The following is a 15,678-nucleotide window of genomic DNA, read 5'->3' on the forward strand; positions in this document are numbered from 1 at the left end:
CCAGGTAGGCGTCGAGGTCTTCGTGCAGGATGCGCCCGGCCGGGCCGCTGCCGTGGACGAAGCGCAGCTCGATGCCGGCATCCCAGGCGCGCTTGCGTACCGCCGGCGAGGCCAATGGGCGTTCGTCGGGCTGGCGGGCTACCGGTGCCGCGCGGGTCGGCGCGGGGGTCGCTGCCGGCTTGGCGACCGGCTCGACGGCTTCGACTTCGACCGGTTTTTCCTGCACGGGGGCCGGTGCGGCCTTGGCGGCGGGTGCTTCGCTGCCTTCACGCACGTTGCCGGCACCTTCGACCTCGATGCTGATCAGGATGCTGCCGACCGCCATGACTTCACCCGGCTGGCCGCCGAGGGCAATCACCTTGCCGTGCACCGGCGAGGGAATGTCGACCATGGCCTTGTCGGTCATGACATCGGCCAGCACCTGGTCCTCGACGACCAGGTCGCCGACCTGCACGTGCCACTGGGACAGCTCCACTTCCGCGATGCCTTCGCCGATGTCCGGCATCTTGATGACGTGAGTACCCATTCAGACCTCCATGACCCGTTTCAATGCCGCCCCGACCCGTACCGGGCCGGGGAAGTACGCCCACTCCTGCGCATGCGGGTAGGGCGTGTCCCACCCGGTGACGCGCTCGATCGGTGCCTCCAGGTAGTGGAAGCAGTGCTCCTGCACCAGCGCGATCAGCTCGGCGCCGAAACCGCAGGTGCGGGTGGCTTCGTGGACGACCACGCAGCGACGGGTTTTCTTCACGGAATTGACGATGGTGTCCAGGTCCAGCGGCCACAGGCTGCGCAGGTCGATGACTTCGGCATCGACACCGGTTTCCTCGGCGGCGGCCTGGGCCACGTAGACGGTGGTGCCGTAGGTGAGAATGGTCACTTCGCTACCGGGGCGGGTGATTGCCGCGCTGTCCAGCGGCACGGTGTAGTAGCCATCCGGTACGGCGCTGGCCGGGTGTTTCGACCAGGGGGTGACAGGCTTTTCGTGGTGGCCGTCGAACGGGCCGTTGTACAGGCGCTTGGGCTCGAGGAAGATCACCGGGTCATCGTTCTCGATGGCGGCGATCAGCAGGCCCTTGGCGTCGTAGGGGTTGGATGGCATCACGGTGCGCAGGCCGCAGACCTGGGTGAACATCGCTTCCGGGCTCTGGCTGTGGGTCTGGCCGCCGTAGATGCCGCCGCCGCAAGGCATGCGCAGGGTCATCGGCGCGACGAATTCACCGGCCGAGCGATAGCGCAGGCGCGCCGCTTCCGAGACGATCTGGTCGGAGGCGGGGTAGAAGTAGTCGGCGAACTGGATTTCGGCCACCGGGCGCAGGCCGTAGGCGCCCATGCCCACTGCCACGCCGACGATGCCGCTTTCCGAGATCGGTGCGTCGAACACCCGCGAGGTGCCGTACTTGGCCTGCAGGCCCTCGGTGCAGCGGAACACGCCGCCGAAGTAACCGACGTCCTGGCCGAACACCACCACGTTGCTGTCGCGCTCGAGCATCACATCCATGGCCGAGCGCAGGGCCTGGATCATGGTCATGGTGCTGGTGGCCACGGCGTTCTCCGTTTGCAGTTTGCTGTGATCGTTCATGGCTTATAACCCCAGTTCCTGGCGCTGCCGACGCAGGTGGTCGGGCATTTCCTTGTAGACGTCCTCGAAGATGGTCGCGGCGCTGGGCATCTGCCCGCCGGCCAGGGTGCCGTACTGTTCGGCTTCCTTCTGCGCGGCGATGACCTCGGCTTCAAGCTCGGCACTGACGGCGGCGTGTTCCTCTTCGGACCAGTGGCCGAGGGCGATCAGGTGCTGCTTGAGGCGGGCGATCGGGTCGCCCAGGGGGAAGTGGCTCCAATCGTCGGCAGGACGGTACTTGGACGGATCGTCGGAGGTGGAGTGTGGGCCGGCGCGGTAGGTGACCCACTCGATCAGCGTCGGGCCGAGGTTGCGTCGGGCGCGTTCGGCGGCCCAGCGCGAGGCGGCATACACTGCGATGAAGTCGTTGCCGTCGACTCGCAGCGAGGCGATGCCGCAGCCGACGCCGCGTCCGGCGAAGGTGGTGGCCTCACCGCCGGCGATGGCCTGGAAGGTGGAGATCGCCCACTGGTTGTTGACCACGTTGAGGATCACCGGGGCGCGGTAGACGTGGGCGAAGGTCAGGGCGGTGTGGAAGTCCGATTCGGCGGTGGCGCCATCGCCGATCCAGCCCGAGGCGATCTTGGTATCGCCCTTGATCGCCGACGCCATGCCCCAGCCCACCGACTGCACGAACTGGGTGGCCAGGTTGCCGGAGATGGTGAAGAAACCGTGGTCGCGGACCGAGTACATGATCGGCAGTTGCCGGCCCTTGAGCGGATCGCGCTCGTTGGACAGCAACTGGCAGATCATGTCCACCAGCGGCACTTCGCGGGCCATCAGGATGCTCTGCTGGCGATAGGTGGGGAAGCACATGTCGTCGATGTTCAGTGCCAGGGCCTGGGCGCTGCCGATGGCTTCCTCGCCGAGGCTCTGCATGTAGAACGACATCTTCTTCTGGCGCTGGGCGACCACCATGCGGCTGTCGAAGATGCGCGTCTTGAGCATGGCGCGCATGCCCTTGCGCAGGATCTCCACGGGCACGTCTTCGGCCCAGGGACCAAGGGCCTGGCCTTGGTCGTCGAGCACGCGGATCAGGCCACGGGCCAGGTCGGCGGTATCGGCGGGTTCGACATCGATGGGCGGCTTGCGGAGCTGGCCGGCATCGGTCAGGCGCAGGTAGCTGAAGTCGGTCTTGCAGCCCGGCCGTCCCGAGGGTTCGGGTACGTGCAGGCGCAGCGGTGGGTACGCTGTGGTCATGGCTTTCTACGCTCTATCTTGTGAATTTCTTGTAGTGGGCGCGCGAGCTGGCAATCATTCCCTGGGTAAGGGAAATCTTGTCCTACAACAATCATAGGCCGGTCGTAGGAGAATATTTCTCTCTGTTTGGTTGCGCCTGAGATTATTTGCAGATAAAAAATCTGCATAAGCATAAAAAACAGGTGATTTTCTCTCATGCGCAAACTGGATCGCACCGATATCGGCATTCTCAACAGCCTTCAGGAGAATGCCCGCATCACCAACGCGGACCTCGCCCGTTCGGTCAATCTGTCGCCGACCCCGTGTTTCAACCGGGTACGGGCGATGGAGGAGTTGGGGCTGATCCGCGATCAGGTGACCCTGCTCGATGCCGACCTGCTAGGCCTGCACGTCAATGTGTTCATTCACGTCAGCCTGGAAAAACAGGTGGAGGAGGCCCTACAGCACTTCGAGGCGGCGATCGCCGACCGGCCGGAAGTGATGGAGTGCTACCTGATGGCGGGGGACCCGGACTATCTGATCCGCGTACTGGTGCCGACCATCCAGGCGCTGGAGCGTTTCATGATGGACTTTCTGACCAAGGTGCCGGGTGTGGCGAACATCCGCTCCAGCTTTGCGCTCAAGCAGGTGCGCTACAAAACGGCACTGCCGTTGCCGGCGGGCGGCCTGACGCTGGCGATGTAGGGAAAGGATGGGACTTTCGTCAGCCGCGACCCCGGATGTCAGGGCTGACGAGTTCGACTTGTTACAGGTTGTCTTTCTTTTCTCCGGCAGACAGACCGGCCTGGATCCGCTGGTAGATCTCTTCACGGTGCACGGCAACATCCTTGGGGGCGTTGATGCCGACACGCACTTGCTGGCCGCTGACGCCCAGGATCGTGATCGTGATGTTGTCACCGATATTGATGCTTTCACCGCATTTGCGGGTGAGTATCAGCATGTCTTTACTCCTTGATTGTTACTACTGAAGTGCCTTTCTCAGGCATTCCTGGCTTAGGTCTTACATACAGAATACCGCCAAGTCGATCCGAGCGGGTGGTTCATTACAGACGTCATTTCATTCCATTTAATTCCCCGGCACCGGAAAATCGTCGGTAATTCAGCCTGATAAGGGGATAGCAGGGCAGATCTACAAGGCTGAGACAGGCTGTAAGGTGATAAAATCACATTAACTGACGATTACGGGAGACGCTCTGTGCGCAGAATAGCAGTGATGATGGCATTCGTGGTGCTGGCCGGTTGCGGCGACGGTTCGGACAACAAGGTCCAGCCGGCCAAGGCGGCTGTGGCACCAGTGGCTGCAGCCGCGCCGGTGGGCGGCTGGGACCTGCTGATCAAGGACGACAAGTCCAAGGCGCTGACCGACTGGACCGCGTGGCTGATCGAGCATGGCTTCCCGTTCAAGATCCTCGATGATGGTCAGGTCATCGCCGGTCCGTTCGCGACCAAGGAAATTGCCGAGCAGAAAAAGGCCCAGTTGGCCGACAAGCAGAACATGCAATCGGAGGTGGTGGAGCACAAGGCGCAGCCTTGAGGCTCATCCCTACCGGGTCGAGGTCGTGCGCCCATTCCGGTATCCACACGCCCTTGTAGGCGCGTGGCTTGCCCGCGAAGCTTTTGGCGGCCTCTAGGCTTTGTCTGAAAAGTCTTGAGACGAAGGTCAGGCAAGGCGAAAACCGCCGAGGAACGGCCGGGGTCGCGCCCGACTTTACTGGAGTAAATGAGCATTCCGAGGCGGTTTTCAACGCAGCATCACCGAGTATCAAGATTTTTCAGACAGAGCCTAGGTCCCCTTCGCGGGCAAGCCCGGCTCCTACAAGGGGCGAGGTGTCCTCAGGAGTCTCAGCCGCAGGCCTTGAGGTCCACCGCGCCGACGAACTCGTTGCCGCGCCCCATGACGCAGGCCACGTGCTGGTTGCGCTGGCGTTCCCAGGCCTGCACCGGGTAGCTCTTGTCCCAGGCTTCGTACAACTGGCGATCCTGTTTCGACAGGCGCAACCCGTACTGCTTGCTCATGTAGAAGTAGGTGCGGGCGATCATGCCGCGGATCGACGGCCGCGGCATGACCTTCTTGGCCTTGAAGTCGACCTGGGTCAGGCAGGAACCATACTGGCCCTTGCGCTCCGGCAGCCAGCCGAAGCTGAAATTGCTGCGGTCGCCGTTCACCTCGCCGATGCTCGGCACCAGGTTGTGCAGGTCGGCTTCGGCGCGCTGGTAGGTCGGATCGCTCTGGGTGCACTGCTTGCGTCCGCCCTGTTGCCAGCACTGGCGCTGATGGCCGATCTGCCAGGCCGGGACGATATGTTCCCACTCGATGCGCGCCGCACGGTTGGCATTCTTGCGTGGCACGTAGCCGCACGCCTTGAGGTCGACCCGGTTACCGGTGTATTTGCAGCCGCAATAGAACTCCGTGGACTGTCGCTCATACAGCTTCCAGGCGACTTTCTTGGCCTCGCTGAAGGTTCGTGGCGCATCGGCCTGAGCTGGCAGCGCCCAGCACAGGCCGAGCAGGGCGATGACTGGCAGACGCATGGCTCAGTCTTCCCGGGGTACGGTCCAGAAAATCTGCACGCCGCCGTCGTCGCGGTAGGCGAGGGTGACGTTGTCGTTCTCGTCGATCTCTTCGAGCAACTGCTCCCATTCCTCGCAGGGCTCGTCCGGCATGCGGAAGATCAGCGCGGCCTTGGCCTGCTGGGCGGATTGGGAGTTGATGATTTTCTGTACGCGCAGACCCATGCGCTCGTAGGAGCTGAGGGCGGCGGAGGCTGAAGTTGGGTTTGCCACGAAACAATCCTTAATTGAGCTGTACGTGCATACAGTATTTAACTGTAGGCAGTTTCGCAACCGTCAGGGAGATTTGAAGCGTTTCTGACAGCGCTTTTTATGATTTGGCGTCAGCTGTAGGAAAAATTATAAGGATTTGCCGTGGGATGAATGTCGGTGAATGCCAGCCCGATGAGTGAGGTTTTTCGCGGCCCCTGGTGAGTGCAAAGCCCATAAGTTGCAGGATGTTTGTATCGATACGGGATGCACACTCGTACATCATGGCTAAAGTTCAGCAGGCTGCTGCCGATAGGCCGGTACAGAAATTTTCCGAGGTTCTTACCATGTCAGTAGGTTTTCCTTCTCCCGGCGGCCTGAAGATCAACGGTCACACCGCCGGTTCGACGGAGTCCAAAACCATCGCCATGACGAGTGAGATCGACAAGGCGGTCAAGGACAGCAATGAGGCCGACAGCAAGGACGGCAAGGTCCGCGCGGGCGGCGGCAGTGCGCAAGCGACCGGTGCTGCCGAGGAAAGCTCCGGTGGTGGTCACAACGCCGCGGTCAAGGCGCTGCAGAAGCGCATGAAGGAATTGCAGCAACAACTGCGCGAACTTCAGCAGCAGTTGGCGGCCGCTGAGAAGGCTTCCTACCCGTCGGACGATGCCCGCACCACCGCGTTGATGGGTATCCAGGGTCAGATCAGCACCGTCAATGGTGCCCTGATGACCACGGCGGCGGCGTTGCTGGCGGCGCTGACCAAGGAAGCCAAGTCCGGCAGTTCCGGCTCGCTGGTCAGCACCACCGCGTAACGTCTCCCCCAAAGCCTCTCCTGGCCGCCGGGTATCGCGCCCGGTGGTCGGTTCACGACTATTCTCTGGATCGAGCGCACGCAAGCCCGTTGACAAATGTCGATGAGGTTCGCATAGTTCGTTTCACGCAAACGTTTGCGCGGTCTGTTTTCCGGCCTCTCCACTGTCGTGGAGGGAGCCTGTGGCGCTGCCGACGTTGCTCACGATAATCATAAGATCCGGAGTGAACCCCATGAAGTTGCCATTCGCTGGTCGTCTGCTCGCTGTCGCCGTACTCGCTGCCACCTTGCCGATGTCGTCGGCCTTCGCTGACGCGGCCAAGCCCAAGGTCGGCCTGGTCATGAAATCCCTCGCCAACGAATTCTTCGTCACCATGCAGGATGGGGCCAAGGATTACCAGAAAGCCCACTCCGCCGATTTCGACATGATCACCAACGGGATCAAGAACGAAACCGACACTGCCGCCCAGATCGATATCGTCAACCAGATGATCCTGTCCAAGGTCGATGCCCTGGTGATCGCCCCGGCCGACTCCAAGGCCCTGGTGACGGTCCTCAAGAAAGCCTCCGACGCCGGCATCAAGGTGGTCAACATCGACAACCGCCTCGATCCGCAGGTGCTCAAGAGCAAGAACCTCGACATCCCCTTCGTCGGCCCGGACAACCGCAAGGGCGCCCGCCTGGTCGGCGACTACCTGGCCAAGACCCTGACCTCCGGCGACAAGGTCGGCATCATCGAGGGCGTACCGACCACCACCAACGCCCAGCAGCGCACCGCCGGCTTCAAGGACGCGATGGATGCCGCCGGCATGAAGATCGTCTCCACCCAGTCCGGCAACTGGGAAATCGACCAGGGCAACAAGGTCGCTTCCGCCATGCTCAGCGAATACCCGGACCTCAAGGCCCTGCTGGCCGGTAACGACAACATGGCCCTGGGCGCCGTGTCCGCGGTGCGTGCCGCCGGCAAGGCGGGCAAGGTGCAGGTGGTCGGCTACGACAACATCGAGGCGATCAAACCGATGCTGCAGGACGGCCGCGTGCTGGCCACCGCCGATCAGGCCGCGGCCCAGCAGGCCGTGTTCGGTATCCAGAACGCACTCAAGCTGGTCAAGGGCGAGAAGGTCGATGCCGTTGATGGTGTGATCGAAACCCCGGTCGAACTGGTCCTGAAAAAGTAATTCCCTGCTACAGCCGCGCCCGCTCGTCCTGAGCGGGCGCCCGGAGACTTTCCTATGTCATCTTCCGCACCGAGCGCTGTCCTGTCGGTCAGCGGTATCGGCAAGACCTATGCGCAACCTGTCCTGAGCAACATCGACCTGACGCTGATGCGGGGCGAAGTGTTGGCGCTGACCGGTGAGAACGGCGCGGGCAAGAGTACGCTGTCGAAGATCATCGGCGGGTTGGTCACACCGACCACCGGCCAGATGCACTTCAACGGCCAGCCTTATGCCCCCGGCAGTCGTACCCAGGCTGAAGAGCAGGGCGTGCGCATGGTCATGCAGGAACTCAATCTGTTGCCGACCCTGTCGGTGGCGGAAAACCTGTTTCTCGACAACCTGCCCAGCCAAGGTGGCTGGATCAGCCGCAAGCAGCTGCGCCAGGCCGCCATCGAGGCCATGGCCCAGGTCGGCCTGGACGCCATCGACCCTGACACCCTGGTCGGTGAGCTGGGGATCGGCCACCAGCAGATGGTGGAAATCGCCCGCAACCTGATCGGCGATTGCCATGTGCTGATTCTCGATGAGCCGACCGCGATGCTCACCGCCCGCGAAGTCGAAATGCTCTTCGAGCAGATCACCCGGCTGCAGGCCCGCGGCGTGGCGATCATCTACATCTCCCACCGGCTCGAAGAGCTGGCGCGGGTGGCCCAGCGCATTGCGGTACTGCGCGACGGCAACCTGGTCTGTGTCGAGCCGATGGCCAACTACAACAGCGAGCAGTTGGTCAACCTGATGGTCGGCCGCGAACTGGGCGAACACATCGACCTGGGCGAGCGCAAGATCGGCGCGCCGGCCCTGACGGTCAAGGGCCTGAGCCGGGCGGACAAGGTCTTCGACGTGTCCTTCGAAGTGCGCGCCGGCGAGATCTACGGCATCTCCGGGCTGATCGGCGCCGGGCGTACCGAGTTGCTGCGGCTGATCTACGGTGCCGATGTCGCCGACAGCGGCACCGTGGCGCTGGGCACGCCGGCCAAGGTGGTCGACGTGCGTTCGCCGGTCGACGCGGTGCGCCATGGCATCGCCCTGATCACCGAGGACCGCAAGGGCGAGGGCCTGCTGCTGACCCAGTCGATCAGCGCCAACATCGCCCTAGGCAACATGCCGGCGATTTCCAGCGGCGGCGTGGTCAATGGTCGCGACGAAACCGCGCTGGCACGGCGGCAGATCGAGGCCATGCGCATTCGCAGTTCCAGCCCGGACCAGTTGGTCTCCGAGCTGTCCGGCGGCAACCAGCAGAAGGTGGTGATCGGCCGCTGGCTGGAGCGCGACTGCTCGGTGCTGCTGTTCGACGAGCCGACACGCGGGATCGACGTCGGCGCCAAATTCGATATCTACGCGCTGCTCGGCGAACTGACCCGCCAGGGCAAGGCGCTGGTGGTGGTTTCCAGCGACCTGCGCGAGCTGATGCTGATCTGCGATCGCATCGGCGTGCTCTCGGCCGGGCGCCTGATCGAGACCTTCGAGCGCGACCGCTGGACCCAGGATGATTTGCTTGCCGCCGCGTTTGCCGGCTACCAGAAACGTGATGCGCTGCTCAATGACGCGGCGCCTAGGGATGCCCTATGAAAACCGTACCTTCGGCCGGTAAAGCCGGTCGCAACTTCTATGGCCTCGGGACCTACCTGGGTCTGGCCGGCGCCTTGCTGGGGATGATCATCCTGTTCTCCAGCCTGAGCAGCCACTTCCTGTCCTACGACACCTTCAGCACCCTGGCCAACCAGATTCCCGACCTGATGGTGCTGGCGGTCGGCATGACCTTCGTGCTGATCATCGGCGGCATCGACCTGTCGGTGGGCTCGGTGCTGGCCCTGGCGGGTTCCGCCGTCAGCGTCGCGGTGCTGGGCTGGGGCTGGGGCGTGCTGCCGTCGGCGCTGCTGGGCATGGCCTGCGCCGCCCTGGCGGGAACCATCACCGGTTCGATCACCGTGGCCTGGCGGATTCCGTCGTTCATCGTCTCCCTCGGCGTGCTGGAAATGGCCCGGGGCCTGGCCTACCAGATGACCGGCTCGCGCACCGCCTACATCGGTGATGCGTTCGCCTGGCTGTCGAACCCGATCGCCTTCGGCATTTCACCGTCGTTCATCATCGCGCTGCTGGTGATCATCGCCGCGCAACTGGTGCTGACCCGCACCGTGTTCGGTCGCTACCTGATCGGCATCGGCACCAACGAGGAAGCCGTGCGCCTGGCGGGGATCAACCCCAAACCCTACAAAATCCTGGTGTTCAGCCTGATGGGCCTGCTCGCGGGTATCGCCGCGCTGTTCCAGATCTCGCGCCTGGAAGCGGCCGACCCGAACGCCGGTTCCGGCCTGGAGCTGCAGGTGATCGCCGCGGTGGTGATCGGCGGTACCAGCCTGATGGGCGGGCGCGGCTCGGTGATCAGCACCTTCTTCGGCGTGCTGATCATCTCCGTGCTGGCCGCGGGCCTGGCGCAGATCGGGGCGACCGAGCCGACCAAGCGGATCATCACCGGCGCGGTGATCGTCATTGCCGTGGTGCTCGACACCTATCGCAGCCAACGCGCCCGTCGGCGGGGCTGAGTCATGGCGACCATCAAGGACGTGGCCGCGCTGGCCGGGATCTCCTACACCACGGTGTCCCACGTGGTGAACAAGACCCGGCCGGTCAGTGAACGGGTGCGACTGAAAGTCGAGGCGGCGATCGCCGAACTCGACTACGTGCCCAGTGCCGTGGCGCGCTCGCTCAAGGCCAAGTCCACCGCGACCATCGGCCTGCTGGTGCCCAACAGCCTCAATCCGTACTTCGCCGAGCTGGCGCGGGGCATCGAGGATTACTGCGAGCGCAACAATTACTGCGTGATCCTCTGCAACTCCGACGATGATCCGGACAAGCAGCGCAACTACCTGCGGGTGCTGCTGGAGAAGCGCGTCGACGGCTTGATCGTCGCCTCTACCGGCGGTGACGACAGCTTTGCCGCCGGCCTGTCGGCGGTGCGTACGCCGATGGTGATCGTCGACCGCGACATCGACGGCATGGAGACCGACCGGGTACGCATCGACCACGAGGAGGGCGCCTACCTGGCGACCCGGCACCTGCTGGAACTGGGGCACCGGGCCATCGCCCACATCGGCGGGCCGAAGGACACCAGCGTCGCGCAGTTGCGCCTGGCCGGTTATCACCGGGCGCTGCAGCAGGCCAAGGTCAAGGTGCCGGCCAGGTGGATCGTGGCCAGCGACTTCACCAGTACCGGGGGCTACCTGGCGGCGGCGAAGCTGCTCGATGGCGAGCGGCCCAGCGCGATCTTCGCCGGCAACGACATGCTCGGCATCGGTGCGCTGAGGGCGGCGGCGGAGCGGGGCATCAGGGTGCCCGGCGAACTGTCGGTCATCGGTTTCGACGACATTCGCATGAGCCGCTACGTCTACCCGGCGCTGACCACGGTAGGGCAGTCGATCCTGGAGCTGGGCGAGACGGCCGCCGAGTTGCTGTTGCGGCGCATCGCGACCCCGGAACTGGCATTGGACCAGCGTATCGTGGTGCCGAGCATCGTCATGCGTGAGTCCACGGCAGCGGTAGCGGACGGTTTAGCCTGAAACGTCGGGCCAGCACACCTGGCGTCGACCGAACTGAATTCAAGAGTACAGAGGCATGCAAGCAAAAGTAGTGGTCATTGGCAGTCTCAACATGGACCTGGTCACCCGGGCCGAGCGACTGCCGCGCGCAGGTGAAACCCTGATCGGTCAGTCGTTCGGCACCGTGCCCGGCGGCAAGGGCGCCAACCAGGCCGTGGCGGCGGCGCGCCTGGGCGCGCAGGTGTCGATGGTCGGCTGCGTCGGTGATGATGCCTATGGGCAGCAATTGCGTGACGCGTTGCTGGTCGAGGGCATCGATTGCCAGGCGGTCACCGCGGTGGCGGGTGTTTCCAGCGGGGTGGCGCTGATCGTGGTCGATGACAGCAGCCAGAATGCGATCGTCATCGTCGCCGGCGGCAACGGCCGGCTGACCACCGAGGTGGTCAAGGGCTTCGACGCGGTGCTGCAGGCGGCGGACGTGATCATCTGCCAGCTCGAAGTGCCGCTGGACACCGTCGGCTACGCGCTCAAGCGCGGCCGCGAACTGGGCAAGACCGTGATCCTCAATCCGGCACCGGCCAGCGCGCCGTTGCCGGCCGACTGGTATGCGTCGATCGACTACCTGATCCCCAACGAAAGCGAAGCCTCGGCCCTGAGCGGCCTGCCGGTGGATTCGCAGGCCTCGGCCGAAGCGGCCGCGACGACGTTGATGGCGGCCGGGGCGGGGAAGGTGATCATCACCCTGGGGGCCCAGGGCTCGCTGTTCGCCGATGGCCAGGGCTTCACGCATTTCCCGGCACCGAAGGTGCGGGCGCTGGATACCACGGCGGCCGGCGACACCTTCGTCGGTGGCTTTGCCGCGGCGCTGGCGGCCGGCAAGAGCGAGGCCGAGGCGATCCGTTTTGGCCAGGTCGCGGCGGCGTTGTCGGTCACGCGCGCTGGTGCGCAACCATCCATTCCGCAATTGTCCGAAGTGCAGGGGTTCAAACTGTCATGAAAAAAGCACCGTTGCTCAATATTGCCCTGTCACGCTTGATCGCCTCGCTGGGCCATGGCGAGATGCTGGTGATCGGCGATGCCGGTCTGCCGGTACCGCCGGGCGTTGAACTGATCGACCTGGCCCTGACCCAGGGGGTCCCCGATTTCGTCAGCACCCTGCGCGTGGTGCTCAGCGAGATGCAGGTGGAAAGCCATGTGCTGGCCGACGAGATCCTGCAAAAGCGTCCACCGGCGCTGGAGCATCTGGAAGCGCTGACCCTCCAGGGCGACCTGGGCCAGCGGCGCCTGCTCAGTCACGAAGATTTCAAGGCACTCAGTCGCCAGGCCAAGGCCGTGGTACGTACTGGCGAGTGCCAGCCCTACAGCAACGTCATCCTGGTCGCGGGTGTGACGTTCTGATTTTCCCATCGCGCACAAGGAGTGCACCATGCAACGCTACGCTCAGAACTTTTCACGCTGGTTCAGGAGTCTGCTGATCGTGTCCCTGCTCACCGCTACCGGCGCCCAGGCGGCGGAAAAGATCGACCTGATCATCGACACCGACCCGGGGGCCGACGATGTGGTGGCCCTGCTGTTCGCCCTGGCCTCGCCGGAAGAACTGAACATCCGCGCACTGACCACCGTCGCCGGCAATGTGCGCCTGGACAAGACCTCGCGTAACGCCCGTCTGGCCCGTGAGTGGGCAGGGCGCGAAGAGGTGCCGGTGTACGCCGGTGCGCCGCGGCCGCTGTTGCGCACGCCGATCTATGCCGAGAACATCCACGGCAAGGAAGGCATCTCCGGGGTCACCGTGCATGAACCCAAGGCGCCGCTGGCCAAGGGCAATGCGGTCAACTACCTGATCGACACCCTGCGCGCGGCCAAGCCCCACAGCATCACCATCGCCATGCTAGGGCCACAGACCAACCTGGCCCTGGCGCTGATCCAGGATCCGGAAATCACCCAGGGCATCAAGGAAGTGGTGGTCATGGGCGGTGCGCACTTCAACGGTGGCAACATCACCCCGGTGGCCGAGTTCAACCTGTTCGCCGACCCGCAGGCCGCCGAAGTGGTGCTCAAGAGCGGCGTCAAGCTGACCTATCTGCCATTGGACGTGACCCACAAGATCCTCACCAGCGACGAGCGCCTGAAGAAGATCGCCGCGTTGAACAACAATGCGAGCAAGGTGGTCGGCGATATCCTCAACGACTATGTCAAGGGCGACATGGAGCACTACGGCATTCCCGGTGGCCCGGTGCACGACGCCACCGTCATCGCCTACCTGCTCAAGCCTTCGCTGTTCAGCGGGCGTGCGGTCAACATGGTGGTCGACAGCCGTGAAGGCCCGACCTTCGGCCAGACCATCGTCGACTGGTATGACGGCCTGAAGCAGAACAAGAACGTGTTCTGGGTCGAGAACGGCGACGCCCAGGGCTTCTTCGATCTGCTGACGGCGCGCCTGGGCCGTCTCAAGTAAGCCCTGTCACCCGCAGGCGCCTGTCTGCGGGTTCGCTGGGCACAAGGCCCGGCAACGTGCCACACTGCGGTTTTGCCTCTTCGGGAAAACCGCCGTGCAGATCGACCTGAACAACCCCGACAATCTCACCCTCGACGCCGTGCGCCAACTGCTCGCCTCGGCCAGTGATGACGAGCACACCCAGTTGCGGGTGACCCGCTCGGGCATCGCCTACCTGTCCAGCGGGGTGGTCGGCGGGCGTGATATCGAGGGGCTGCTGTTTCGCCTGGAGACCTGGGCGGCCGGTTCCGGCTATGTCGGCAAGGTGGCGGCTGCCGATGAGGTGTGGGTCCAGCAGGTATTCAATGCGTTGAAGGACAACTGGCCCAACCCGCCGTTCGACTACATCGACATCTACTGATTTCACAAACCGTTCATATTCAGTCACGATTGAATGTGCCAGCAGGGCAGTGGCTCAGGCAGACTTGTCGGGTGTTGCTGCCAGAATCGGTTCCTCCGTCTGGCAATATGCAACCAATCGCCCGAATGGCGGTCGCACGCACTCTACCTATTTTTTCACAAGGAGGCTTCATGCCTTGGAAGCTTGCATCTTTGGGGGCGGTTTTCGCCATGTCGGTCCTGGCCGGTTGCTCGACGAACACCGGCTCCACGCCGGCCAGTAGCAACGAGCCCGTCAGCCAGAACGACAGCGGTCGCTGCGAAGCCAAAGGCGCCGAGTTCGCGGTCGGCAAGCAGGCCTCTGCCCAGTTGCTGGAGCAGGCCCGCAGCCGTAGTGGCGCACAGACCGCGCGGGTGGTGGGGCCCGATGACATGATCACCCTGGAGTATCGCTCCGACCGCCTGAACCTCAATGCCGACCGTACCGGCAAGATCGAGCGGGTCAACTGCGGCTGATTGGCCGCTTTTCCCGCAGGCCTTTCCTGGGCCCATAAAAAACCCCGCCGGATGAAGGCGGGGTTTTTTAAGTTCGCGGAAACTTACTCCGGACGAACCTGTGCAGCTTGCATACCCTTTTGGCCTTTCTCAGCCACGAAGGATACGGTTTGGCCTTCTTTCAGGCTTTTGAAACCGTCAGCTTCGATAGCTTTGAAGTGTACGAACAGGTCGTCACCGCCACCTTGAGGAGTGATGAAGCCGAAGCCTTTTTCATCGTTGAACCATTTTACGGTGCCGGTTTGGCGATTAGACATGGTGTATCTCCAAGAAACATATATTTTCAGTAGTGCTGTGCTGCTCAGGCCAACTGGGCACACCGGGCTATCATAGTCGAAATGTTCGGCTTGGGAGCCCCCTGCAACGGCTGATTGCCAATCAGTCGCGCTTTCTTTACCGCCTCGGTCGGCTGAAAGCCCCGGTTTCAAAGGCTTTCAGCGAAAAACGGGGCTGACAAAAAAAGCCGTAAAAACTGCATAAAATGTGTGAAAAAACTGCTTTTGCGCTCTGAAGCCCGGCAAAACCCGGAGAATCAGCGGATTATTTGGCGACCCGGCAGGCCGCGACGACGTTCAGCGCCTTGGTTTGCAGTTCCTTGCTGGGGCCCTTGTTCGGGTCTTTGGGGTGCATCAGTTCGGACAGTTCGGCCGTGGTGAACTTGTCGTTGAGCTGGTCGGCGCTGCAGGCGCAATGCTGCTGCGCGGTCTTGAGGTCGACGCTCTTGTTGGCGGCGGCGGTGCAGTCCTTCATGTAGGCGTCGCGTTGGCCAGCCGGCCAGGCGGCCTGCGCGCTCAGGGGCAGCAGCAGGGCGATCGGCGCGGCGAGGGCGAAGAGGTGAGTCAGGCGCATGGGAATACTCCTTTGGATAGAACGCGAACTTACGTCGCTTGCAGGGGGTTTGAGGGCGTCAGTGCCACTCAAGTTCACCGGTGGAACATGAAACCTGTGGAACTTTAGCAGTTTGCGTTCGCGGCGAGGCGATGACCGTTCATCTGTGCTAGCATGCCCGACTTGGCTGTATTGGGCGTCGTAGCGGGGTTCCCCTGCGCGAGGCCACGCCATCAACCTTACTTTCTTGAACTCCAGTCACTCTGGTTCGTTTCCGGTTGGCCTTGCGGCTCCTGCCACTGTGCGGCAGGGGT

20 protein-coding genes are annotated in these 15,678 nt (G+C 63.3%); 12 read left to right on the forward strand and 8 right to left on the reverse strand.

The features are described from left to right. The 3 genes from K675_RS0113595 to K675_RS0113605 all read right to left on the reverse strand — a co-directional run. Positions 1-526: biotin/lipoyl-containing protein (locus K675_RS0113595; protein ID WP_017904064.1), on the reverse strand; the 526-nt coding region annotated here is incomplete at its 3' end. Next, positions 527-1,582 (reverse strand): alpha-ketoacid dehydrogenase subunit beta, encoded by a 1,056-nt coding sequence (locus K675_RS0113600; protein ID WP_017904065.1) that lies wholly within the window; start codon positions 1,580-1,582, stop codon positions 527-529. Positions 1,583-1,585: 3 nt separating this feature from the next. Further along, positions 1,586-2,821 carry a 3-methyl-2-oxobutanoate dehydrogenase (2-methylpropanoyl-transferring) subunit alpha gene (locus tag K675_RS0113605; RefSeq protein WP_017904066.1) on the reverse strand — a complete coding sequence of 412 codons (1,236 nt, stop codon included), beginning with the start codon at positions 2,819-2,821 and terminating at the stop codon, positions 1,586-1,588. Between the two features lie 195 nt (positions 2,822-3,016). Between K675_RS0113605 and bkdR the strand changes: the two genes are divergently transcribed. Further along, complete coding sequence (bkdR, locus tag K675_RS0113610) at positions 3,017-3,505, forward strand: Bkd operon transcriptional regulator BkdR (RefSeq protein WP_017904067.1); 489 nt, start codon at positions 3,017-3,019, stop codon at positions 3,503-3,505. Positions 3,506-3,566: 61 nt separating this feature from the next. Here the strand turns inward: bkdR and csrA are convergent, their stop codons facing one another. Next, positions 3,567-3,761 (reverse strand): carbon storage regulator CsrA, encoded by a 195-nt coding sequence (gene csrA / locus K675_RS0113615; RefSeq protein ID WP_017904068.1) that lies wholly within the window; start codon positions 3,759-3,761, stop codon positions 3,567-3,569. A 255-nt stretch (positions 3,762-4,016) separates the two neighbouring features. Between csrA and K675_RS0113620 the strand changes: the two genes are divergently transcribed. Then, positions 4,017-4,355 (forward strand): SPOR domain-containing protein, encoded by a 339-nt coding sequence (locus tag K675_RS0113620; protein WP_232434430.1) that lies wholly within the window; start codon positions 4,017-4,019, stop codon positions 4,353-4,355. A 308-nt stretch (positions 4,356-4,663) separates the two neighbouring features. Here K675_RS0113620 and K675_RS0113625 read toward each other — a convergent pair whose 3' ends face one another. After that, positions 4,664-5,353, reverse strand: coding sequence for an endonuclease (locus tag K675_RS0113625; protein ID WP_017904070.1), 690 nt, complete (start codon positions 5,351-5,353; stop codon positions 4,664-4,666). Between the two features lie 3 nt (positions 5,354-5,356). Continuing rightward, positions 5,357-5,557, reverse strand: a complete 201-nt coding sequence (locus tag K675_RS0113630; protein ID WP_017904071.1) for a DUF1654 domain-containing protein — start codon at positions 5,555-5,557, stop codon at positions 5,357-5,359. Between the two features lie 371 nt (positions 5,558-5,928). On the opposite strand from K675_RS0113630, the gene K675_RS0113635 reads away from it, so the two are divergent. From K675_RS0113635 to K675_RS0113685, 10 genes are all read left to right on the forward strand, one after another. Then, positions 5,929-6,396 carry a hypothetical protein gene (locus K675_RS0113635; protein ID WP_017904072.1) on the forward strand — a complete coding sequence of 156 codons (468 nt, stop codon included), beginning with the start codon at positions 5,929-5,931 and terminating at the stop codon, positions 6,394-6,396. Positions 6,397-6,628: 232 nt separating this feature from the next. Next, positions 6,629-7,573 carry a sugar ABC transporter substrate-binding protein gene (locus tag K675_RS0113645; protein ID WP_017904074.1) on the forward strand — a complete coding sequence of 315 codons (945 nt, stop codon included), beginning with the start codon at positions 6,629-6,631 and terminating at the stop codon, positions 7,571-7,573. 54 nt (positions 7,574-7,627) lie between these two features. Then, a complete protein-coding gene (locus K675_RS0113650) occupies positions 7,628-9,181 on the forward strand; it encodes a sugar ABC transporter ATP-binding protein (protein WP_017904075.1) in 1,554 nt (517 codons plus the stop codon). Further along, entirely contained in the window at positions 9,178-10,155 is a 978-nt protein-coding gene (locus K675_RS0113655; RefSeq protein WP_017904076.1) for an ABC transporter permease, read from the forward strand. The genes K675_RS0113650 and K675_RS0113655 overlap by 4 nt, the downstream gene beginning before the upstream one ends. Positions 10,156-10,158: 3 nt before the next feature. Then, on the forward strand, positions 10,159-11,169 hold the full coding sequence (locus K675_RS0113660) for a LacI family DNA-binding transcriptional regulator (protein WP_017904077.1): 1,011 nt from the start codon (positions 10,159-10,161) through the stop codon (positions 11,167-11,169). 55 nt (positions 11,170-11,224) lie between these two features. Beyond that, on the forward strand, positions 11,225-12,145 hold the full coding sequence (rbsK, locus tag K675_RS0113665) for a ribokinase (RefSeq protein WP_017904078.1): 921 nt from the start codon (positions 11,225-11,227) through the stop codon (positions 12,143-12,145). Continuing rightward, complete coding sequence (gene rbsD / locus K675_RS0113670) at positions 12,142-12,546, forward strand: D-ribose pyranase (protein ID WP_026145172.1); 405 nt, start codon at positions 12,142-12,144, stop codon at positions 12,544-12,546. Before rbsK ends, rbsD begins: the two co-directional genes overlap by 4 nt. Before the next feature lie 28 nt (positions 12,547-12,574). Further along, positions 12,575-13,603, forward strand: a complete 1,029-nt coding sequence (locus tag K675_RS0113675) for a nucleoside hydrolase (RefSeq protein WP_017904080.1) — start codon at positions 12,575-12,577, stop codon at positions 13,601-13,603. Between the two features lie 94 nt (positions 13,604-13,697). Beyond that, positions 13,698-14,003 carry a hypothetical protein gene (locus tag K675_RS0113680; RefSeq protein WP_017904081.1) on the forward strand — a complete coding sequence of 102 codons (306 nt, stop codon included), beginning with the start codon at positions 13,698-13,700 and terminating at the stop codon, positions 14,001-14,003. Between the two features lie 170 nt (positions 14,004-14,173). After that, a complete protein-coding gene (locus K675_RS0113685; RefSeq protein WP_026145173.1) occupies positions 14,174-14,497 on the forward strand; it encodes an I78 family peptidase inhibitor in 324 nt (107 codons plus the stop codon). An 83-nt stretch (positions 14,498-14,580) separates the two neighbouring features. On the opposite strand, the gene K675_RS0113690 is transcribed toward K675_RS0113685, so the two are convergent. Continuing rightward, the gene (locus K675_RS0113690) at positions 14,581-14,793 is read right to left on the reverse strand and encodes a cold-shock protein (RefSeq protein WP_017904083.1); all 213 of its coding nucleotides are present in this window, start codon (positions 14,791-14,793) and stop codon (positions 14,581-14,583) included. Between the two features lie 283 nt (positions 14,794-15,076). Next, positions 15,077-15,385: a hypothetical protein gene (locus tag K675_RS0113695; protein ID WP_017904084.1), complete on the reverse strand. Its 309-nt coding sequence runs from the start codon at positions 15,383-15,385 to the stop codon at positions 15,077-15,079. Between the last annotated feature and the right edge of the window lie 293 nt (positions 15,386-15,678).

Origin of the sequence: Pseudomonas fuscovaginae SE-1, from assembly GCF_000364705.1 — a bacterium.
GTDB classification, from domain to species: domain Bacteria; phylum Pseudomonadota; class Gammaproteobacteria; order Pseudomonadales; family Pseudomonadaceae; genus Aquipseudomonas; species Aquipseudomonas fuscovaginae_A.